17 protein-coding genes and 2 tRNA genes are annotated in these 21,172 nt (G+C 59.8%); 8 read left to right on the plus strand and 11 right to left on the minus strand.

Going from position 1 to position 21,172, the window contains the following annotated elements:
* Window positions 1–11: 11 nt before the first annotated feature.
* The 4 genes from PMI16_RS25840 to PMI16_RS25845 form a co-directional block, all read right to left on the minus strand.
* Window positions 12–1,652 (minus strand): hypothetical protein, encoded by a 1,641-nt coding sequence (locus tag PMI16_RS25840; protein WP_007879162.1) that lies wholly within the window; start codon window positions 1,650–1,652, stop codon window positions 12–14.
* 323 nt (window positions 1,653–1,975) lie between these two features.
* Window positions 1,976–2,052 (minus strand) — tRNA-Arg (locus PMI16_RS10195).
* An 87-nt stretch (window positions 2,053–2,139) separates the two neighbouring features.
* A tRNA-Pro gene (locus PMI16_RS10200) sits at window positions 2,140–2,216 on the minus strand.
* Window positions 2,217–2,359: 143 nt separating this feature from the next.
* Window positions 2,360–2,500, minus strand: a complete 141-nt coding sequence (locus PMI16_RS25845; RefSeq protein WP_157212595.1) for a hypothetical protein — start codon at window positions 2,498–2,500, stop codon at window positions 2,360–2,362.
* Between the two features lie 62 nt (window positions 2,501–2,562).
* Here PMI16_RS25845 and PMI16_RS10205 point away from each other — a divergent pair, with 62 nt between their 5' ends.
* A complete protein-coding gene (locus PMI16_RS10205) occupies window positions 2,563–3,948 on the plus strand; it encodes a DUF3300 domain-containing protein (protein ID WP_007879163.1) in 1,386 nt (461 codons plus the stop codon).
* A 246-nt stretch (window positions 3,949–4,194) separates the two neighbouring features.
* Window positions 4,195–5,853, plus strand: a complete 1,659-nt coding sequence (locus PMI16_RS10210) for a peptide chain release factor 3 (protein WP_007879166.1) — start codon at window positions 4,195–4,197, stop codon at window positions 5,851–5,853.
* Window positions 5,854–5,952: 99 nt separating this feature from the next.
* Here the strand turns inward: PMI16_RS10210 and PMI16_RS10215 are convergent, their stop codons facing one another.
* Complete coding sequence (locus PMI16_RS10215; RefSeq protein ID WP_007879167.1) at window positions 5,953–7,410, minus strand: Ppx/GppA phosphatase family protein; 1,458 nt, start codon at window positions 7,408–7,410, stop codon at window positions 5,953–5,955.
* A gap of 259 nt (window positions 7,411–7,669) precedes the next feature.
* Here PMI16_RS10215 and PMI16_RS10220 point away from each other — a divergent pair, with 259 nt between their 5' ends.
* Window positions 7,670–8,422, plus strand: coding sequence for an SAM-dependent methyltransferase (locus PMI16_RS10220; protein ID WP_034379875.1), 753 nt, complete (start codon window positions 7,670–7,672; stop codon window positions 8,420–8,422).
* Window positions 8,423–8,437: 15 nt separating this feature from the next.
* Here the strand turns inward: PMI16_RS10220 and PMI16_RS10225 are convergent, their stop codons facing one another.
* The 6 genes from PMI16_RS10225 to PMI16_RS25850 all read right to left on the minus strand — a co-directional run bounded on the left by PMI16_RS10225 (window position 8,438) and on the right by PMI16_RS25850 (window position 13,232).
* Entirely contained in the window at window positions 8,438–9,265 is an 828-nt protein-coding gene (locus tag PMI16_RS10225; RefSeq protein WP_034379876.1) for an alpha/beta hydrolase, read from the minus strand.
* Window positions 9,266–9,404: 139 nt separating this feature from the next.
* Window positions 9,405–10,451 carry a S49 family peptidase gene (locus PMI16_RS10230; protein WP_007879174.1) on the minus strand — a complete coding sequence of 349 codons (1,047 nt, stop codon included), beginning with the start codon at window positions 10,449–10,451 and terminating at the stop codon, window positions 9,405–9,407.
* 70 nt (window positions 10,452–10,521) lie between these two features.
* Complete coding sequence (locus tag PMI16_RS10235; protein WP_007879175.1) at window positions 10,522–10,893, minus strand: Rieske (2Fe-2S) protein; 372 nt, start codon at window positions 10,891–10,893, stop codon at window positions 10,522–10,524.
* A gap of 20 nt (window positions 10,894–10,913) precedes the next feature.
* Window positions 10,914–11,573 (minus strand): HAD-IA family hydrolase, encoded by a 660-nt coding sequence (locus PMI16_RS10240; protein ID WP_007879176.1) that lies wholly within the window; start codon window positions 11,571–11,573, stop codon window positions 10,914–10,916.
* Window positions 11,574–11,629: 56 nt separating this feature from the next.
* The gene (locus PMI16_RS10245; RefSeq protein WP_007879177.1) at window positions 11,630–12,664 is read right to left on the minus strand and encodes an RluA family pseudouridine synthase; all 1,035 of its coding nucleotides are present in this window, start codon (window positions 12,662–12,664) and stop codon (window positions 11,630–11,632) included.
* A 244-nt stretch (window positions 12,665–12,908) separates the two neighbouring features.
* Window positions 12,909–13,232 carry a hypothetical protein gene (locus PMI16_RS25850; protein WP_157212596.1) on the minus strand — a complete coding sequence of 108 codons (324 nt, stop codon included), beginning with the start codon at window positions 13,230–13,232 and terminating at the stop codon, window positions 12,909–12,911.
* 114 nt (window positions 13,233–13,346) lie between these two features.
* On the opposite strand from PMI16_RS25850, the gene PMI16_RS10250 reads away from it, so the two are divergent.
* From PMI16_RS10250 to PMI16_RS10270, 5 genes are all read left to right on the plus strand, one after another.
* Window positions 13,347–16,415 carry an Rne/Rng family ribonuclease gene (locus tag PMI16_RS10250; protein ID WP_007879178.1) on the plus strand — a complete coding sequence of 1,023 codons (3,069 nt, stop codon included), beginning with the start codon at window positions 13,347–13,349 and terminating at the stop codon, window positions 16,413–16,415.
* A gap of 245 nt (window positions 16,416–16,660) precedes the next feature.
* Entirely contained in the window at window positions 16,661–17,797 is a 1,137-nt protein-coding gene (gene moaA, locus PMI16_RS10255; protein ID WP_007879179.1) for a GTP 3',8-cyclase MoaA, read from the plus strand.
* Window positions 17,794–18,462, plus strand: a complete 669-nt coding sequence (mobA, locus tag PMI16_RS10260; protein ID WP_007879181.1) for a molybdenum cofactor guanylyltransferase MobA — start codon at window positions 17,794–17,796, stop codon at window positions 18,460–18,462. The genes moaA and mobA overlap by 4 nt, the downstream gene beginning before the upstream one ends.
* Complete coding sequence (moeA, locus tag PMI16_RS10265; protein WP_007879183.1) at window positions 18,459–19,745, plus strand: molybdopterin molybdotransferase MoeA; 1,287 nt, start codon at window positions 18,459–18,461, stop codon at window positions 19,743–19,745. Before mobA ends, moeA begins: the two co-directional genes overlap by 4 nt.
* Before the next feature lie 12 nt (window positions 19,746–19,757).
* The gene (locus PMI16_RS10270; protein WP_007879185.1) at window positions 19,758–21,161 is read left to right on the plus strand and encodes a coniferyl aldehyde dehydrogenase; all 1,404 of its coding nucleotides are present in this window, start codon (window positions 19,758–19,760) and stop codon (window positions 21,159–21,161) included.
* Window positions 21,162–21,172: the final 11 nt, after the last annotated feature.

Consider the following 21,172-nt stretch of genomic DNA (forward strand, 5'->3'; position numbering starts at 1 on the left):
ATGACCCGCATTTATCGGAAAATAGGTAATGGGGACAACAATTGACTCTGCGAAGGATGGGGAGCAAGTATGGAAAGATTCGAGATACTTTCATCATCATCATCGTCATATGGGACTGCGATGTGACCTGCATTCATCGCCTCCTCGATATATGCCTTCAAAGCACGATTCTCGACGGCATGGACCTGATCGATTTGAATTCCCCATTGTCGCGCATCCAAGGTGCTGATAGTTGTTCCCGGTTCTAGCGGGTCGCCATCTCCGTCGTTGCATTCCTGCAAAATAACAACTGGATCTCGTATGATTTCATCGGTCCCTGGAACTTTGAGAACATCAGGAATTTCTCCGTTACGCAGCATGAACCGGTAGTGCCGGTAATTGTGCGTCAGATCATCAAGAGCACGGTTGGGTACGCACAAATAATTTGGTTGAAGATTCCTCGTTACCGGACATTCGATCAATCCGTCGTCACTCGGTAGGTTTTCTTTCGCAGAGCCGCTGATACTATGGCCGGACCCAAGAATCTGCGGATCCTCAATTCCCTGTAGAGTGATCGGGCATTGCAGGCTGTTAAATGAATCTGTGTCGATCGCTATCGATGGCCTGGTCCACCTGACTTCTTCCAGAAATCCTACAAAATCCTCAATAAAGTGTTTTGCAACATCATCATCAGGGGACAGAGTGGCGTAATACTCATCTATCGTCCTATTTCGAGCAAGGATGGCTGCACTTAACACTTCCTCATTCTGTTCATTATTCGATACTACGAGAGGAGGGTTTCTTCTCTCCATCCAAATCTGAAAATCTTCAATCTTGCGGTTGTATTTTCCATTAATCGGGCCAAAATATTTCCTGTAAGCGTTAAGCAAGCCTCTGTTATCAGCAGCCTCCTTGCCAAGCGTTATTCCTTTTTCTTTTCTGTTTTGTTCTTGCCCCCGAACAGACTTCGTGGGAAATGCCTCTGAAGTAGCGATGGCCAAAGGCTCGGATGCCAAAGACTCCGATGAACGCGATATGGAGGATGCCGTATCGGATTGAGGTACGTCGGATTGTCGCCATGCGCGACTATCTATGAACTGTGTAAGATCATTGAACGTATCCCTGCTGAAATGTGCTCCGCTCTTCTCATAGTAAGATAGATGCGAAACTGCTCCTCTGCCGGGAATTTGCAGCGGCTGCGGATAGCGTAAAAATACGTCGCGTATTGGATTATCGTTCTCGATTTGGGAGCGAGACGCGACTGACTGCAAATATCCAAGCCGATCCTGGAACTTGTTTATTTCCTGGCGATCCTGCGGCGGATAATGACCCCAGCGCCACACACTCAGACGGCCTTGTTCCAAATGTTGCAGCAAATTGATATTGCGACTATTTGCCCAGTTGACGAAATGTTCAAATCCCGTCCCGGTACGCCCGGAGAAATTCCGAAATTCAGTCACTAACTCAAGATTGTCCTGTACATGCGGCATGTTGTGCATTAGCCGTTGTTGCACAGCGTTATTTTCGTATCGAACCGGCTGTCCAACTGACGACCCTGCATGGACTGGCCCGTGTTGGGGAATCGGGTTTGTGGCGCGCTGGGGCTGCCGGTTGTCGTAGGGGTGTTCCCCTGCGTAGTATTCGCCTTGAGGCGGTATGGGAAAACCAGGCATTGCAAAATTCCTTTGAACGGCTATTTAAGTAATGGGTTATCAGCCGATCGGATACAGGAATGAAATCACTTGAAATCAGAATTGGTCCACAAATCGCTTTCCAATGAGGGAGGCTCGTCGGCATGTATCCATATGTACCGGAAATTGCAAACGGGTTCCCGTTGATGACTTCCAGGGCGTCATGATTCCTCGCAATTCACAAGCTGATGGAGACCAGCTTAGCGCGAGCACAATGTGAGCACAGTGCCGATGCAGAATGAGGTAATCAAACCGGTGAATGCCGTCCACCGATGATGAGCAAGTGCTTGAATGACTGGAGGAAGTGGCCTGCCCTAAGGGAATCGAACCCCTAACCTATGGCTTAGAAGGCCATTGCTCTATCCGGTTGAGCTAAGGGCAGATCAAGGAGATCCGGGTAGAAACTACGCTGCCTGAAATCGCCTTCGGAAATGAAAACGGGCTGTCTTTCGACAGCCCGTTTTATGTGTGGTCGGAGTACAAGGATTCGAACCTTGGACCCCCTGGTCCCAAACCAGGTGCGCTACCGGGCTGCGCTACACTCCGAGAAGCGAGATAATATCCCGATAGGGGTATTCGGTCAACACCTTCTTCACATTTTTCTTCAAAATTTCTTCTTTTCCCCTATGACAGGGTCCTCTTCCTGTTCTCCGTCAGACATCGCCGATATCTTTCAATCCGCAGCAACATCAATCCCCATCTGCGTTGGAATGCTGAAACATCCCTTGCAGTTTGGTTACACCTTGTTTCGTTTCCTTGACCGATGATGAAACATGCATCCGGTCTGATGGTCGCCATTCGATTTTTTTATCAAATTGTTTGCGTCGCATGCATTTTCTTTTGCTGCCGCCCACTGACCGCCTGCCGTCATCACACAATCGGGAGAACCGTCGTGAACAAGAAAACCCTCGCATGGATCGCTTCAGCACTTTTTTCGCTGGCGTCCGGCATGTCGCAAGTCTCTGCGCAGGACATGAATCGCCCTCCGGCCGCAGCCGTCTTCACGCAGGACGAACTGGATCAGATGCTGGCGCCGATCGCGCTGTATCCCGACTCGCTGCTTGCGCAAGTATTGATGGCCTCAACCTATCCCCTGGAAGTGGTGCAGGCGGCGCGCTTCGTCGACAGTCGTCCCGGCCTGCAAGGCGATGCCCTTGCGCGTGCGATCGCACCCATGCCGTGGGACCCGAGCGTGAAATCGCTGGCGCAGTTTCCTTCCGTGCTGGCAATGATGAACGACAAGCTCGACTGGACGCAGCGCCTCGGCGACGCTTTTCTCTCGCAACAGGCGAATGTCATGGACACCGTGCAGAACCTGCGCGTGAAAGCGCAGATCGCCGGCAACCTGCAATCGACCAGCCAGCAGCGCATCCTCCAGCAAGACCAGGTGATCGTGATCGAACCGGTCGATCCGCAAGTGATCTACGTTCCCTATTACAACCCGATTATCGTCTACGGCGGCTGGTGGTGGCCGCAACGTCCGCCGGTCTACTGGGCCCCGCCGCCGCGCTACCGGCCGCCCAGCTATAACGTTTCGGTCAATATCGGGATAGCGTTCGGCGCAGGCACGGGCATCGTGCGCTCCGTGTATAGCGACGCGCGCCCCGACTGGCGCCAGCACCACGTGCTGGTGAATAACGTGCGCATCAACAATGTCAACGTCACCAATAACGTGACGCGCAATGTCACCGTCAATAACCATCCGGTGGTGTGGCAGCACAACCCGCGCAACGGCCAGAATAATCGACGTCCGGACGTCGGCAATGTTTCCCGTCCGGCTCTTGCCGCGCCTGCTCCGGCAGTAGCGAATGCGCCTAATATGCAAACCCCGGCGCTGCGCCCCGAACAGCGGCCAGTCCCACCGCCGGCATTCAACCCTGCCGAACGCGGCAATCCTGGCAACCAGGCTCGGGACGATCGCCGCGAGCAGGCAAATCGTCCGCAGCAGACGGCTGCTTTTTCCGCGCCCAACAATCCGCCCGCTGCGCCCCAGCCCTCGGCGGCTCCCCGTCAGCCGCAACCGGCGCCGCAACTCCGTCCGGCACAGCCTGCGCCAACGACGCCGGCCCCCCGGCCGGAGCGTCCAAACGTCGAACATCGCCTTCCGCCGCCCGTACAGGCAGCACGCCAAGAGCGTCCGGAGCAGCACGTCCAGCGTCCGGCGCCAGAGGTACACGCCCCGGCGCCACGGCCTCCGGAAAAACATGAGTCGGCGCCACGCCCGGAGCCAAGACCTCCGCAACGCGAAGAACGTCCAAATCGCCACGACGACAAGTAGCACATCGGCAATACCTTGCTGCAACATGGCCGAACAGACTGAGGAACTTGGCTGAATCTTGGCTGAATATGACGCCGAATGCGCTATAATCGCGGCTTCCGAGACGTGACCAGACGCTGCCCAAAGGGTTGGATCTTCCAGCCCTTTTTCGTTTCCGTCACATCCATACAGGCGGCCTCGCTATCGATGGCAGCGCAGTCCGCTCATGGCTCTCATCGCTAACGCCTTACGACCCACCGACTTACGATGCAAGACATTACTCCCGATTCCGCGAACGAAGACACCGGCTCGCGCAGCAAGGTCCCGCTTGAGCTGATCGCCCGCGAGGTGGGCCGCCGCCGCACCTTCGGCATTATTTCCCACCCTGATGCGGGCAAAACGACGCTGACCGAAAAGCTGCTGCTGTTCTCGGGCGCGATTCAGCTGGCCGGCACCGTCAAGGCGCGCAAGAGCGGTCGCCATGCAACCTCGGACTGGATGGAAATCGAAAAACAGCGCGGCATCTCGGTGGCCAGCTCGGTGATGCAGTTCGAATACCGCGACCACGTCGTCAACCTGCTCGATACGCCGGGCCACCAGGATTTCTCGGAAGACACCTATCGCGTGCTGACGGCGGTCGACTCGGCGCTGATGGTGATCGACGCCGCCAAGGGCGTGGAAGAACAAACCATCAAGCTGCTCAACGTCTGCCGCATGCGCAACACGCCGATCATCACCTTCATGAACAAGATGGACCGCGAAACGCGCGACCCGCTTGAACTGCTGGATGAACTGGAATCGGTGCTGAAGATTCAATGCGCGCCGGTGACCTGGCCGATCGGCATGGGCAAGAACTTCCGCGGCGTGTATCACCTGCTGCGCGACGAAATCATGCTGTTCAAGGCCGGCGAAGAGCGCGCCGACGGCAACGTCGAGATCATCAAGGGCATCGACAATCCCAAGCTGGTGGAGATGTTCCCGCTGGAGATCGAACAGCTCAAGATGGAAGTCGAGCTGGTGCATGGCGCGTCGCATCCGTTCAGCCTGGAAGATTTCCTGGCTGGCATCCAGACGCCGGTGTTCTTCGGTTCGGCGATCAACAACTTCGGCGTGCGCGAAATCCTCAATGCCTTGCTCGACTGGGCGCCGGGACCGGGAGCACGCGACGCCACCGTGCGCAGCGTGGAGCCGAACGAAGCGCCGTTCTCCGGCTTCGTGTTCAAGATCCAGGCCAACATGGACCCTGCCCACCGCGACCGTATCGCCTTCCTGCGTGTATGCTCCGGCCGCTTCGAACGCGGCATGAAACTCAAGCATCTGCGCCTGAATCGCGAGATCAAGGTGTCGTCGGTCGTGACCTTCATGGCGTCGAGCCGCGAACAGGTCGAAGAAGCCTATGCCGGCGACATCATCGGCTTGCCGAACCACGGCAACATGCAGATCGGCGACAGCTTTTCCGAAGGCGAACTGCTGCAATTCACCGGCATTCCCTACTTCGCGCCAGACTTCTTCCGCGTCGCACGCATCCGCAATCCGCTCAAGATCAAGCAGTTGCACAAGGGCTTGCAGCAGCTTGGCGAAGAAGGCGCGGTGCAGGTCTTCAAGCCGACCAACAACAGCGACCTCATCCTCGGCGCGGTCGGCGTACTGCAGTTTGAAGTCGTGGCAAGCCGCTTGCTCAACGAATACGGCGTCGACGCCGTGTTCGAAGGCACCAGCATCAGCAGCGCGCGCTGGGTGACCTGCGAGGACAAGAAGATGCTGGCCGATTTCGAGAAATCCTCGGCCGGCTTCAACCTGGCGCATGATGCAGCCGGCAACCTGGCGTACCTGGCGACTTCGGGTGTCAACCTGCGCCTGACGCAAGAACGCTGGCCGGAAGTCACCTTCCACGCGACGCGCGAGCACGCCGCCAAACTGGATTGAGTTGCTATTCACTGGCTGATGTCGCAATAAAAAATCCCCGCATGTGCGAGGATTTTTTTGCCAAGGAAGCGATCGCCGGGGAATCCGACGATCAGACGATCAGGCATTGACGCGGATCGAGAAGTCGACGCCGATGCCGCTCCACCACTCCTGCTCCTTCTGCATCCAGTACGATACCGTCGGATGATTGCGCACCCAGTCGCTCTTAATTTCCAGATCGATGCGGTTTTTCATCTTCAGACGGATATCCTCCCAATCCAGCGTGATGTGCGCATGCATGAACATCACCGCCAGACGCAAAGCCAGCACCGCCTTGGCGAAATCGGCATCCGCCAATACTTCGCCTATCTTGCGCAGATTGCCTTTCTGGCCGAGGATCAGCGTGCTCATCACCCGCTGCTCGCGGGTAGTAAAACCCGGCAGATCGGCATTGGCGATCAGGTAGGACGAATGCTTGTGGTAACTGCTTTGCGACACCACCAGACCGGCTTCGTGCAACAAGGCGCTCCAATTCAGGTACTTGGCGTACACCTCGTTGCCCGGCTTGAGCATCTCGAAGAAGCCGAGCGCGGTCTCTGCGACCTGGCGCGCGCGCAACTCATCGATATGGAAACGACGGCTGAAGTCGTCCACCGACTGCTCGCGGCGATCGCGCTGCGTGGCCCGCAACTGCAAGTCCCACATCACGCCCATGCGCAGACCGGCTTCCACCGGCGTGATCACGGAGATGTTCAGCTCCTGCATCAGGCCGATCAGCACCGCCAGGCCGCCCATGATGACCAGTGCGCGGTCCGGCTTCATGCCGGTGAGTTCGATATTGCCGGCATGGCCGAAGGCGATCAGGCGCTGCTTCAGTTCTTCCACGCTGGCCGGCGTGACGCGACCGTCGCCCATGCCGTTGCGCGCAATCGTGTCGGCAATCGCGCGCATGGTGCCGGACGAACCGTAGACCTTGCTGCGATGCTGGGCGCCGAAAGGCACGACGGCGTCCTCCACATGCGAACGCGCCGACAGGATGGCGCGCTCAAAAGCTTCTTCATCGATATGGCCGTCAGGGAAAAACGCCTGACTCTGGTTGACCGTGCCGATGCCGAAGGATTCGACGCGCCTGATGTCGCTGCCGCGGCCGAGGATGACCTCGGTGGAGCCGCCGCCGATGTCGATCACCAGACGATCTTCATCCGGCAATGCCAGTGCGCCGGCCACGCCCATGTAAATCAGGCGCCCCTCTTCCTCGCCGGAAATGATTTCCACCGGATAGCCGATGGCGCGCTCGGCGTCGGGCAGGAATTCGTGCGCGTTCTTGGCAACACGCAAGGTATTGGTTGCCACCACGCGCACGGCATCCAACTGGTAATCACGCAAAATGGTGCGGAAACGCGCCAGGGATTCGACCGCGCCGGCGATGGCCTGCGGCGTCAGTTTTCCGTTCTTGTCCAAGCCGGCTGCCAGGCGGATGGGGTCGCGCGCGCTCTTGATCACGCGTATCGAGTCGCCCTCATGCTTGCCTATGTGCATACGGAAGCTGTTGGAACCAAGATCTACTGCTGCAAACATTCATTCCCTTTCAAGCGGGGTATTTCCGGAAATTATTTAGCAAATTCAAGAAAATGCCGACGAACTGACACAATAGTTGCCTAGCATGACAGTTTCATGACATGCACGCGAATCCGGCAACACATTGCAGGAGAACGTCCTGCCATCTTGAAAAGCCGGCGAACATATTGCCTTGCACGCATCAGGCAACACAAACATGCTCGCAGTCAACGATGAAATAAGGTCTAATAGCGCCAGCCCATATTTTAACGATTTAAACATGCCCGGTATTCTTTATCTCGTGCCCAATACCCTGGGCCCGGCCGACACGGCGAACGGCGACGCGCTTGCGTCCATCCTGCCTGCGGAAGTACAGGCGCTGGCCGCGCGTCTCGAGTATTTCGTCGCCGAAAACGCCAAAACCACGCGCGCCTTCCTGAAACTGATCAACGCCAATTATCCGTTAAGCAAACCTTTGCAGGACATCAAGATCGCCGAACTCAACGTCAACACCGAAGCGGCCGCGTTGCCGGCCTTGCTCGCGCCGTTGCTGGCGGGACAAGATGCGGGATTGATTTCGGAAGCCGGTGTTCCGGCGGTGGCTGATCCCGGCGCCAATCTGGTTCGCCTGGCCCATCAGCAAGGCATACAGGTGCGCCCCTTGGTGGGGCCGTCGTCCTTGCTGCTGGCAGTCATGAGCAGCGGCCTGAACGGCCAGAGCTTCGCCTTCAACGGCTATCTGCCGACCGACGCCGCGCAGAGAACAAAACGCATCAAACAACTGGAAGAACGTTCGCGCCAGGAAAAACAAACCCAGTTGCTGATCGAGACGCCTTATCGCAACAGCGCCATGCTGGAAGCGCTGGCGACCGCGTGCAACGGCACGACGCTCATCAGCGTGGCGACCGATCTGACGCTGGCGACGGAAGCCATCAAGACGCAGACGGCGAACAAATGGAAAAACGATATCGCTGCCGGCAAGACGCCGGACTTTCACAAGAAGCCGACCGTATTTTTGCTGCTGGCCGATTAAGCTGCCACGCCGACGTCATTCCTTGCGGCCCATGCCGGCAGTGATCCAGTCGGCAATACGCGTGACCACATCCTGCTCGATGCCGTTGTAACCGTGGTAGGCCCTGGCTTCGCAAGGATCGCCCTGGCTCACGCCGCCGCGCACGCTGATCAATTCCTTTTGCGACACCGCGCTAAGCGCATTCATCAATCTCGGCATGTCGCTGAACGCGCAAAGCTTGCAGCCGTCTTGTTCATGATGCACGACCAGAACCGGAATCCGCAGGGCCGACAAGGCCATGTCGGGCACGGCGCGTCCGGCATTGTTTTCACGCAAGATGCTGGAAGTCAGCACCAGCCCGTCGGGCCCGCCGTTGGCCTGGTCCAGTTGCGTGGAGATAAAAGCGGCCGACTGGGTGCCGCGACTGGTGCCGATCAGCCAGACAGGAATTTCTGATTGCCGGCGCAGCCACGCCATCACGGCCTTGATGTCTTCGACATGCTGCGGCGTCTGGCGAAAACCGCTCAGAAACGGATACGACTGCCGATCCGAGGGTGCATCCACAACCGCAACGGCAAAACTGCGCTCGACAAACAACTGACGCGAGCGCACAAGAAAATTGCCGCGACCGCCGCCGAATTCGCCCTCGGGGGAAATACGCAAACTCCCCTCTCCGCCGGCAAACAGGATCACGGTCGCAACAGGATGCTGCGGCACCAGGTACACGAAGCGCTGCGTCACGCCGGGACGTGTCGGCACATCGACGACCTGCTGGGTAAATTGCAATGCCGGGTTGGTCTGAGACCATGCCGGCGCAATGGCGAACAAGGTGAGCAAGGTGAGCGACAGACTCGGAAAAGTCATCCGCCAGAGATGAGTCGCAACAGAAGCAAGGTCTTTCAACTTTCTGATCGCACGCATTGTCGCCTCCAGTATTCCATTCCCGCCATTGATAAAAAAAGGCGACGAAGCCGCCGCCTTTTCGCCGCAAGACACGAAAAAATCAGCGCAGTTGAATGCTGCCGCCCGACAGCATCGACTTGGCGACGCCGCTGCCTACCGCCACGCCGAATTTCTTCAGCACGCGCTCAGGCAGGCCTTCGGTCTGGGTGTAGTCGACCAGATCTTCCGCCTTGATGACGTCGCGCGCCACGCTGTCGACGGTGCCGTAGCCGTCGGCCAGACCCATTTCAACTGCTTTCGAGCCGATCCAGAACAGGCCGGAGAAAGTTTCCGGCGTTTCTTTCAGGCGCTGGCCGCGCCCCTTGCGCACGGCGTCGATGAATTGCTGGTGAATGTCGCTCAGCATTTGCTGGGCGTATTCCTTTTGCTTGGCGTTCTGCGGGCTGAACGGATCCATGAAGCCCTTGTTCTCGCCGGCAGTCAGCAGGCGTCGCTCGACGCCGACCTTGTCCATCAGACCGGTGAAGCCGAAACCGTCCATCAGCACGCCGATGGAGCCGACGATGCTGGCCTTGTTGACGTAAATCTTGTCGGCTGCCGCGGCGATGTAATACCCGCCGGAGGCGCACATTTCTTCCACCACGACGTACAAAGGCTTCTTCGGATATTCCTTGCGCAGGCGCACGATTTCGTCGTTGATCATGCCGGCTTGCACGGGGCTGCCGCCGGGGCTGTTGATCTTGAGGATGACGCCCATCGAATCGTCGGCGGCGAATGCCTTGTCCAGCGCCGGGATCACGGCGGCGGCAGAACCGCGGCCTTCGGCTTCGATGGTGCCGTTGATTTCGACCAGCGCGGTGTGCGTGCCGACCGGCTCCGCATCCGACTTGGTGTAGTTGAACGCCGTCCAGATGACGAAGACGAAAACGGCCAGGCCGGCGATCTTGAAGAAAATGCTCCAGCGCCGGCGCGCGCGCTGTTCCTTGACGGCGAACAGCGCCAGCTTTTCGAGCACGTCGCGTTCCCAGCCGCCCTTCTTGTCGTCGGCGGCTGCCGATGTCCCGGCAGTGGGCGGCACGGAAGCCGCCGCCGGTGGTGGAGATTGTGGCGGTTGCGCTTGAGGATTTTCGAATTCGTTATTGCTCATATCGTCACTCTGATAGGCAGCCCGAAGAAAGCCAACACGCCGGCTTCGGCTGCCTGGGTTCCCGCATGGCTCATGCCAGCGCGGGCCTTACATAATCGTCCGGCGTCCAGAAAATGCCGCCGTCCCTCTCGAACACCATGATCTTACGCAAACGCGCCCCGCGGCAAGGGCCGCCCTCGCACTTGCCCGTGTCAGGCGCATACACCGCGCCATGGGTGGCGCACATCAGATAGAGGCCGCTCGACTCAAAAAATTCGCCTTCGGACCAGTCGAGTTCGATCGGCACGTGGGCGCAGCGGTTCAGATAGCCGTACACGGCGCCGCCATAGCGCACCACGAAGCCGGTGGCGTCGTCGCCGTGCACCGACACCGCAAAGCGCTTCCCCTTGCCGCCTTCTTCGATGTCGGCCGAATCACATACCGGAATCGCCACTTCGTCCATTGCAGGTTCCCCAGGCGTTGCTATGCGTTTTCATTGAGCCACTGGTGCAGGACCTTGATGGAACCGGCGCTATAGAGCGGGTTCAAGGCCTGCAACTGCTCGACAGGGTGCGCGCCGAATTCTACCGCAACCCCGGCCGCGCCTGCATTAATGGCCATCTGCAAATCATGCGTGGTGTCGCCGATCATCAGCGTGCGGCCCATCTCCTGCCCCAGCTCGCGCGTGAGTTCCTGCAGCATGGCCGGATGCGGCTTGGAAAAAGTTTCGTCGGCGCAACGCGTCGCATCGAAAGCCGACAGCAGCCTGGTGCTATTGAGCGCGCGATTGAGACCGACCCGGCTCTTGCCGGTGGCGACCGCCAGGAAATAGCCTTGCTGTCCGAGGTCGTCCAGCATCTCCTTGACGCCGTCGAACAGGGTCAGGTCCTTGTCCTGCCCGAGGTAATGATGCCGGTAACGCTCCACGATGCGCGGGTAATACTTGGGATCGACATCCGGAATCGCCGCCTGCATGGCGTCCTGCAAGCCTAGGCCGATCACGTAGGAAGCGGCGCTCTTGTCGGGAATCGGCAACCCCAGGTCGCGGGCCGCCGCCTGGATGCACCTGACGATGGTCGACGTGCTGTCCATCAGCGTGCCGTCCCAGTCGAACACGATTAAATCAAATTGCTTTCTTGCCATGTTTCACTTTTCAACATAATCAAAATGGGTATGCCGGCGGCCGGCCACAATCGCAATCAGGCAGTCTCCGCCTCGGCACCGGCCGCATCCAGGCTTTTCAGGAAGCGCTGGCACTCCGGCGGCAGGCCTGCCTTGAGCGTCACCGTCTTGCCGCTGTCCGGATGCGTAAAACTGATCTGGTGCGCATGCAGGAACATGCGCTTGAAGGCGACGCGTTCGCCGTCCGCCTTCTGCAACGCTTTATTCAGCGTGAAATCGCCGTATTTGTCGTCGCCGACGATGGCGAAACCGCTGGCCGACAAATGCACGCGTATCTGATGGGTGCGGCCGGTTTTCAGTTCCGCTTCGAGCAGGGCGAATTCACCGTAACGGCGAATCAGCGAAAACACGGTATGCGAGGCCTGGCCGTCTTCCTGCACGCGCACGCGGCGCTCGCCGTCGGCGGTGCTGTATTTGTGCAGCGGCAGCTTGATGTGCTGGCGGGCGTTCTTCCAGTCGCCGTGCACCAGCGTCAGGTAGCGCTTGTCGGTCAGGCCGTCGCGGATCTGCTCGTGCAGGTTGGTCAGCGCCGAACGTTTCTTCGCCAACAACAAAATCCCCGAAGTGTCGCGATCGAGACGATGCACCAGTTCCAGGAATTTGGCTTCCGGACGCGACGCCCGCAGTTGCTCGATGACGCCATAACTGACGCCCGAGCCGCCATGCACGGCGACGCCGGCCGGCTTGTCGATCACCAGCAGATGATTGTCTTCCAGCAATATCTTGAATTCGGCGCCGGGAGCCACGGCGGCAGATGCCTTTTCGGCAATGCGGATTGGCGGCACGCGCAGGACGTCCCCGTCTTGCAGACGATAAGTCTGGTCGATACGGCCCTTGTTGACACGCACTTCGCCGGAACGCAGGACACGGTAAATATGGCTTTTGGGCACGCCCTTGCAGACGCGCAAGAGGAAATTGTCGATGCGTTGACCGGCTTCCTCTTCCGAAATCGTGAGCAGCTGGACTTGCGGCGAAGCAGGTGCAGATTGGGCAGACGCTGGTGATTCAGGCTTTTCAGGCGTCTTCCCAGAAAATCTCGCTAAGTCCTTCATTTTGAATATATAATCGCTCGACGCTGGTCAGAAAACCGGTGTCAGTGTAAGAATAAAAAAGACCATTCTACACAGAGGCGTCTTCATCAGCCTCGCTAATTTGCAAATTTGATGGGGGGAACCACGAAAAATCGCAGCATGCGGCGACAGGGTCCTGTCGGCAAGCCTCGTACACCCTACGAAGACATTGTGGACGCGACATTTCTCCGCGCGGATTGGACGGTTCCTTGAAAACGTGTACGCATCATCCCTGCGCGAGTCCAGTTTGCACCGCAGTTGCAATCGGATAACGCACTTGGGTGTTGAACAGATGTGCTTGGATTATCAGGATAAAGTCTGGCAAGACCTTCAGTTGAAAACGAAGTGCTTGCCGGTTGATGCTTTGAACCCGATTCGCCGATTTGCCAACTTTTAGAAAAATGCTTCGTTTGGCTCTTGATGACAGCTTACCGTCCACAGCGACCGTGACCGCCTTACGCGGAACGGCAAGCGTGGATACGGAGTTGCTCGGCTTCCGGTTCACCGCATCCGCGCCCCGTTGTGCATGAGTGCCGCCGCCAAGGCGCATTCCACACACTAAGGCAATTCCCTCCCCCAATCACTTCGTTCTCGCGTACATCCTTGTACTTTATGGCGTACTTTTAAAAAGCGCCATTACGGCCTCAGTGCCACGGAGTGAAACATGAAACGTATGTTGTTCAATGCTACGCAGCAGGAAGAATTGCGCGTAGCCATCGTTGACGGTCAAAAACTGATCGACATCGATATTGAAGCCACCGGACGCGAACAGCGTAAATCCAACATTTACAAAGGCGTCATTACCCGCATTGAACCTTCTCTGGAAGCCTGCTTCGTCAATTACGGCGAAGAACGCCATGGCTTCCTGCCGTTCAAGGAAGTGGCCCGCACTTATTTCAAGGAAGGCATCGATGTCCGCAACGCTTCCATCAAGGAAGCCTTGCGCGAAGGTCAGGAAATCATCGTGCAGGTCGAGAAGGAAGAACGCGGCAACAAGGGCGCAGCCCTGACCTCGTTCATCTCCCTGGCAGGCCGTTACCTGGTCCTGATGCCGAACAATCCGCGCGGCGGCGGCGTTTCCCGTCGCGTCGAAGGCGAAGATCGCCAGGAACTGCGCGAAACCATGGACAAGCTGGACCTGCCCAACGGCATGTCCGTCATCGCCCGCACCGCCGGCATCGGCCGCAACGTCGATGAACTGCAGTGGGATTTGAACTACCTGATGCAACTCTGGCGCGCCATCGAAGGTGCCGGCCAGTCCGGTTCCGGCGCTTTCCTGATTTATCAGGAGTCCTCGCTGGTGATCCGCGCGATCCGCGACTATTTCCAGCCTGACATCGGCGAAATCCTGATCGACACCGACGACATCCACGACCAGGCCCAGCAGTTCATGGCCCACGTGATGCCGGACATGGTCCACCGCGTCAAGCGCTACCGCGACGACGTGCCGCTGTTCTCCCGCTTCCAGATCGAACACCAGATCGAAACCGCGTACTCGCGCACCGTGCCGCTGCCATCGGGCGGCGCCATCGTGATCGACCACACCGAAGCCCTGGTTTCCGTCGACGTCAACTCGGCCCGCGCCACCCGCGGCAGCGACATCGAAACCACCGCGTTCTACACCAACCTTGAAGCCGCCGACGAAGTGGCCCGCCAATTGCGCCTGCGCGATCTGGGCGGCCTGATCGTCATCGACTTCATCGACATGGAAAACGCCAAGAACCAGCGTGAAGTCGAATCCCGCCTGAAAGACGCCCTGCACCACGACCGTGCCCGCGTCCAGATGGGCAAGATCTCGCGCTTCGGCCTGATGGAACTGTCGCGCCAGCGCCTGCGTCCGTCGCTGTCCGAAGGCAGCCACGTGACCTGCCCGCGCTGCAACGGCACCGGCCACATCCGCGACACCGAATCGTCCGCATTGCAAGTCCTGCGCATCATCCAGGAGGAAGCAATGAAGGAAAACTCCGCCGCCATCCACGTGCAGGCGCCGGTCGATGTCGCCGCTTTCCTGCTCAACGAAAAGCGCGGCGAAATCCTGAAGATCGAAACACGCCACCGCGTGACGGTCATCATGATCCCGAACAAGCACCTCGAAACCCCGCACTACAAGCTCGAACGCATCAAGCACGACGATCCGCGCCTGGACGACGCCCAAGCCAGCTACGCCATGGCCGAACAAGCCGAAACCGACATCGGTTACAGCAAGCGCCAGAAGGAAGACCTCAAACCGCGCCAGGAAGCCGTCGTCAAGGGCATCACCCCTGACCAGCCTGCGCCCATCGTCGAGCGCAAGGTCGCCGCACCGGTGGAACCTGTACCGACGCTGGCGCCGGAATCCGGCTTCTTCAGCAAGATCTGGAGCTTTTTCCGTGCCAAGCCTGCGGAACCTGCGCCAGTCGCCGCCCCGGCCGAAACCAAGACGCCGCAAAAACGCGAACACGCCGACCGCAACACCCGCAACCGTAACGGTCGCAACCGCAACGGCCGCAACCGCAACGAGCGCGAAGAGCGCGACGGCACTGCGTCGGAAAAAAATGCCCGCGAAGAGTCCGGCAAACAGGACGCCGAGGGCAAACCGGCACGTCCGCCGCGTCCGCCGCGCGAACCCAAGGAAGCGCGTGAACCTCGTGAATCGCGCGAAGGCGCAGAAGGCCGTGGCGACCGCGAAAATCGTGAACCGCGCGAGCCTCGCCAACCACGCGAAGCCCGTGAAAACCGCGAACCGCGCGAAGGAAGCGAAGCACGCGAACCGCGTCAGCCACGCCAACCGCGTCCGCCACGCGAAGAACGCAAGGATCTGCCGAAAGCCGACGAAGCATTGCCATTGGAAGCCGCACTGGCAACCGGTGTCGCCGCCGTAGCAGTTGAAGGCGCCGAATCCGCACAAGTCGTCGGCAACCAAGTCGAAGGCGCAACCGAAGATGGCGGCGAACCGCGTCGTCGCCGTCGTCGCGGCGGCCGCAACCGCAACCGTCGCGATCGCGAACAAGGCGATAACGTCGGCGGCGAAAACGCTGAAGGCGAACTGGCGGATGGCGAAGAGTCGGCACCGGTTGCAGCACAAGCGGCAACCTCGTCCGGCAATGCAGCCGAGGCAGAAGAACGTCCCTGGTACGAGAAAGCACCAGCAGTGGTGAATACGGTTGCTGAAATAGCTGCTCCCGCCGCTGTTCCTGTCGCTGTTCCTGTGATTACTCCTGCCGCCGAGCCTGTTGCCGCTGCACCCGCAGTCGAAGCTGCACCGACACCTGCTCCTGCCCGGGAACCGGTCGCGATCGCTGCTGAAGCGCCTGTTGCGTCTATTGCTCCTGTCGCCGCGACACCTGTTGTGGAAACTGCACCAGTCGCAGCTGCTCCGGCCCCTGTCGTTGCAGAAGCACCGGCAGCACCGCAACAAATCAGCCTGTTGCCTGAAGCAGTTGCCCCGGCAGCCGTCGAACCGGCACCGATTGAAGCCGCTCCTGCGCCAGTTGTTACTGCACCCGCCCCTGCGCCGGTTCAGGCAGCTAGCCAGACGACTGCGCCAGCCGCCAACGGCAAGCAGCAATGGAATGAGCTGCACGACATGCTGTCGTCGGCCGGTCTGACCCTGGCCAGCACCGATCCGGAAAAACTGCGCGCCGCCCAGGCTGCCGCAGCCCAGATCGTGCCGCCGGTGCATGTACCGCGCGAACGCAAGCCATTGCCGCCGCAATCGACCGATCCGCTGGTTCAGGTCGAAACCCGTCGCTGATGCCTTCGTCGGCATGCACTGATGCCGACGCTGCACTGCAATGAAAAAAGGGAGTGAAAACTCCCTTTTTTCTCGCCTGTCGTTTCGGTAATGCAGCAAGCCGATCAAGGCGCTACGAAAAATCGCCGCCGATCGAACTTATTGCCAATCAGGAACAAAAAACGGCAGAACCATATGCTGTACCTTGCCCTCCGTATTGGTTCTGTACACTGTGCAATCCCTTGCCTCGTGCTATCGTAGCGAGTATGAACAAGCGCATCATCCCCATCTTCGACGAACGCCCGATCGGCGGCTTCGCAGCCGTTCCCGCGCTGCTGGAAGCGCCGACCGGCTTTCTGACCGATGCGCTGATGCGTCCGCTGCACGACCTGCGTATTTCGGTTACCGACCGCTGCAACTTCCGCTGCGTCTACTGCATGCCCAAGGAAGTGTTCGACAAGGATTACACTTTCCTGCCGCATTCGTCGCTGCTGTCTTTTGAAGAAATCACCCGCCTCGCCACATTGTTCGTCGGCCACGGCGTCGAAAAGATCCGCCTGACCGGCGGCGAACCGCTGCTGCGCAAGCATCTGGAACGCCTGATCGGCATGCTGCACGACATCAAAACGCCCGACGGTCGCGAGCTCGACCTGACCCTGACCACCAACGGCACCCTGTTGGCGCAAAAGGCCCAGTCACTGAAAGACGCCGGCCTGAAACGCGTCACGGTCTCGCTGGACTCGCTGGACGACGCCAACTTCAAGCGCATGAACGACGTCGACGTTCCGGTCTCGCAGATCCTGCGCGGCCTGGAGGTCGCCCACAAAGTCGGCCTGGGTCCGATCAAGATCAACATGGTGGTCAAAAAAGGCGTCAACGACCACGAAATCCTGCCGATGGCGCGGCATTTCAAGAACACGCCGTTCGTCCTGCGCTTCATCGAATACATGGACGTCGGCAGCTCCAACGGCTGGCGCATGGATGAAGTCGTGCCATCGAGCGAAGTCATCGCGCGCATCCACGCCGAAATGCCGCTTGAGCCAATCGACGCCAACTATGCCGGCGAAACGGCGCAGCGCTGGCGCTACCAAGACGGCAGCGGCGCAGGTGGCAATGAAATCGGCGTCATTTCAAGCGTCACCCAGGCCTTCTGCCACGATTGCAGCCGCGCGCGCCTGTCCACCGAAGGAAAGATCTACACCTGCCTGTTCGCCGGCGAAGGCCACGACCTGCGCGGCCTGCTGCGCGGCGAACGCAGCGACGCCGAGATATCCTCCGCCATCGCCGCCCTGTGGCGCCGGCGCGGCGATCGCTATTCCGAACTGCGCAGCGAAAACAAAAGCACCTCCACGACGTCGATGCCGCAAGTACGCAAGGTGGAAATGTCGTATATCGGCGGGTGATCGCCGTGCCCATCTCCATCACCCCTCAGCAGATTACGGGACTGATACTGGCCGGCGGACGCGGCAGCCGCATGGGACACCTCGACAAGGGCTTGCAGGCATTCCGCGGCAAAGCGCTGGCGGCACATGCGCTGGAACGTCTTTCCCCGCAGGTTCATCGCCTCGCCATCAATGCCAATCGCCATGAGAACGACTATGCGGTGCTGGGAGCCGGTTTTGACGCCCCGGTGTGGCCCGACCTGCTATCGGACTTTCCCGGCCCGCTGGCGGGACTGCACAGCGGCCTGACGCATTGCCCTGGCGACTACCTGGCGGCTGTACCCTGCGATTCGCCATTGCTGCCTGCGGATCTGGTTGCCAGACTCGCCGCAGGACTTGAACAGGACAACGCCGACGCAGCGCTCGCCGTGACCGGCCGCGACGACCAACGGCAACGCCATCCGGTCTTTTGTCTGCTCAAGAAAACGCTGCTGCCGGCGTTGACGCAATTTTTGCAAGACGACGGCCGCAAGATGGAACGCTGGTTCGCCGGCATCCGTACCGCAGAAGTCCATTTCGACGACGAAGCCGCCTTCAGCAACGTCAACACCTTGCAGGAGCTGCAGGCATTGGAATCGGGTTGGAATCGCACGGCAGAATCGAAAAAACGGAAGCAGAATAAATGACTCAACTCTCCCTGTCTGACATCGTCAGCTGCGTTTCGGGTTACGACCCCGACGCCATGACCGTGCCGCAAGCGCAGAAGATCATCCACGACTTCGTGCAGCCGATCGCCTCGGTCGAGCAAGTCGCCATCCGCAGCGCCCTCGACCGCACGCTGGCGACCGACATCGTCTCGACCATCGATGTGCCGGCCAACGACAATTCCGCCATGGACGGTTACGCCCTGCGCGGCGACGATCTCGCCGACGGCAAGACGCTGAACTTGCGCATCGTCGCCAGCATCCACGCCGGCCAACGCTTCGACGGCGCCGTCGCCGGCGGCGAATGCGTGCGCATCATGACCGGCGCCGCCATGCCCGCCGATTGCGATACGGTGATCCCGCAAGAATTCACTGAGAACGCCGGCGACACGTCCGTGACCATTCCTGCCGGGCGCGTGCGCCGTGGCGACAACCGGCGCCTGCGCGGGGAAGATTTGCGCGACGGCCAGGTCGCGCTGCGCGCCGGCAAGATCCTGCGTCCGGCCGATATCGGTTTGCTGGCCTCCCTGGGCGTGGCCGAAGTCGGCGTCAAGCGGCATCTGCGCGTGGCCTTCTTTTCCACCGGCGACGAACTGCGTTCCGTCGGCGAACTGCTGGAACCAGGCTGCGTCTACGACTCCAACCGCTACACGCTCTACGGCATGCTGACGCGCCTGGGCTGCGACATCATCGACATGGGCGTGGTGAAGGACGATCCGGCGGCAATGGAAGCGGCATTCCGCAGCGCCTGCGAACATGCCGACGCCGTCATCACCTCCGGCGGCGTGTCGGTCGGCGCCGCCGACTACACCAAGCAAACCATGACCAGGCTGGGCGACATGCTGTTCTGGAAGATCGGCATGCGTCCGGGCCGTCCCATGGCCTTCGGCCGCATTGCCTCGCAAGGCCGCGGCGCCTACCTGTTCGGCTTGCCCGGCAATCCGGTGGCGGTCATGGTCAGCTTCTATTTCTTCGTGCGCGATGCCTTGCTGCGCATGTCCGGCGCCAACGCCAGTCCGCTCCCGCGCCTGAAGGTGAAATCCTTGTCGGCCATTCGCAAGAAACCGGGACGCACCGAATACCAGCGCGGCATTCTGGCGGCCGACGAAGACGGCGAATGGAAAGTGCGATTGACCGGCGCCCAGGGCTCCGGCATCTTGCGCTCCATGTCGGACGCCAACTGCATCATCGTGCTGGACGACGCGCAAGGCGACGTCGCCGCCGGCGACGCGGTGCAGGTCGTGCTGTTCGACGGATTGACCTAGAGGGACACGGCGATGTCGCTGCCCCTGCGCTTCCGGCAACTGCACGACCATGCGCGTGCCGAGCCGGTCGTCTCGTGGGAGTTGCGCCGCGACAGATTGCAGCGCCTGCGCCATCTGCTGATCCGCCACAAGCACGACATCGCAACCGCCATCAGCCATGACTTCGGCAACCGCTCGCAGCACGAAACCCAATTCCTGGAAGTCTTCACCAGCCTGCAAGCCGTCGATCACGCACTGGCGCATGGCCACATCTGGATGCAACCGCAATCGCGACGCACGTCCATCTGGTACAAACCCGCGCGCAACACCTTGCTGCCGCAACCTCTCGGCGTCGTCGGCATCATCACGCCCTGGAACTATCCGCTGTTGCTGACCATCGGTCCGCTCAGCGGTGCGCTTGCAGCCGGCAATCTGACCATGATCAAGCTGTCGGAACACACGCCGACATTCGGCGCGCTGTTCGATCAGTTGATCCGGCAATCTTTTTCGGAAAATGAAATCACCGTCGTCAATGGCGACATCGCACTGGCGCGGGAATTCTGCGCCCTGCCCTTCGACCATCTGGTCTTTACCGGTTCGACCGCGGTCGGCCGCGAAGTCATGCGCGCCGCCGGCGCCAACCTGACGCCGGTGACGCTGGAGCTGGGCGGCAAGTCTCCCGCCATCATCGGGCCGTCGGCCGACTTTCGCCATGCCGTCACGCGCATCATCAACGGCAAGCTGCTGAACGCGGGCCAAACCTGCATTGCCCCCGACTACGTGCTGCTGCCCAAAGGGCGCGAGCAAGACTTCATCGATTGCGCTCGCGACGTGGTGGCCCGGTTTTATCCTTCCCTCAATGACGAGCGCCTGCCGACCGACGACTACACCAGCATCGTCAATCAGCGCCACTACGAACGTCTGGCATCGCTGTGCAGCGATGCGCAGCAACGTGGCGCGGTACTGACCCCGCTGAGCCGGCGCGCGCCGCATGCATCGACGCGCCTGCTGCCGCCGCTTGTCGTGACGCAGGCCTCAGCCGAGGCTCGCATCATGCAGGAAGAAATTTTCGGCCCGCTGCTGCCGCTGGTCGCTTATGAAAAGATCGGCGACGCCATTGCGACGATCAATGCCGGGCCGCGTCCGCTGGCGCTGTATGTGTTCGACAAGAACCCGCGCATCGTCGAACGGGTGCTGCAACAGACCGTCTCCGGCGGCGTCGCCGTCAACGACACCCTGCTGCATATCGCACAGGAAGACCTGCCCTTCGGCGGCGTCGGCGCGTCCGGCATCGGTGCGTATCATGGGGAAGAAGGCTTCCGGCGTTTTTCGCACATGAAGCCGGTGTTCAGGCAGAGCCGCATCAATGCGATGCGGCTGTTCAGTCCGCCTTACGGCAAGGCGTTCGCCCTGTTGATGAAACTGCTGGTTCGCTGAGTCCCCGTCAG

The sequence above is a fragment of the Herbaspirillum sp. CF444 genome (assembly GCF_000282135.1).
Lineage (GTDB): Bacteria > Pseudomonadota > Gammaproteobacteria > Burkholderiales > Burkholderiaceae_D > Herbaspirillum.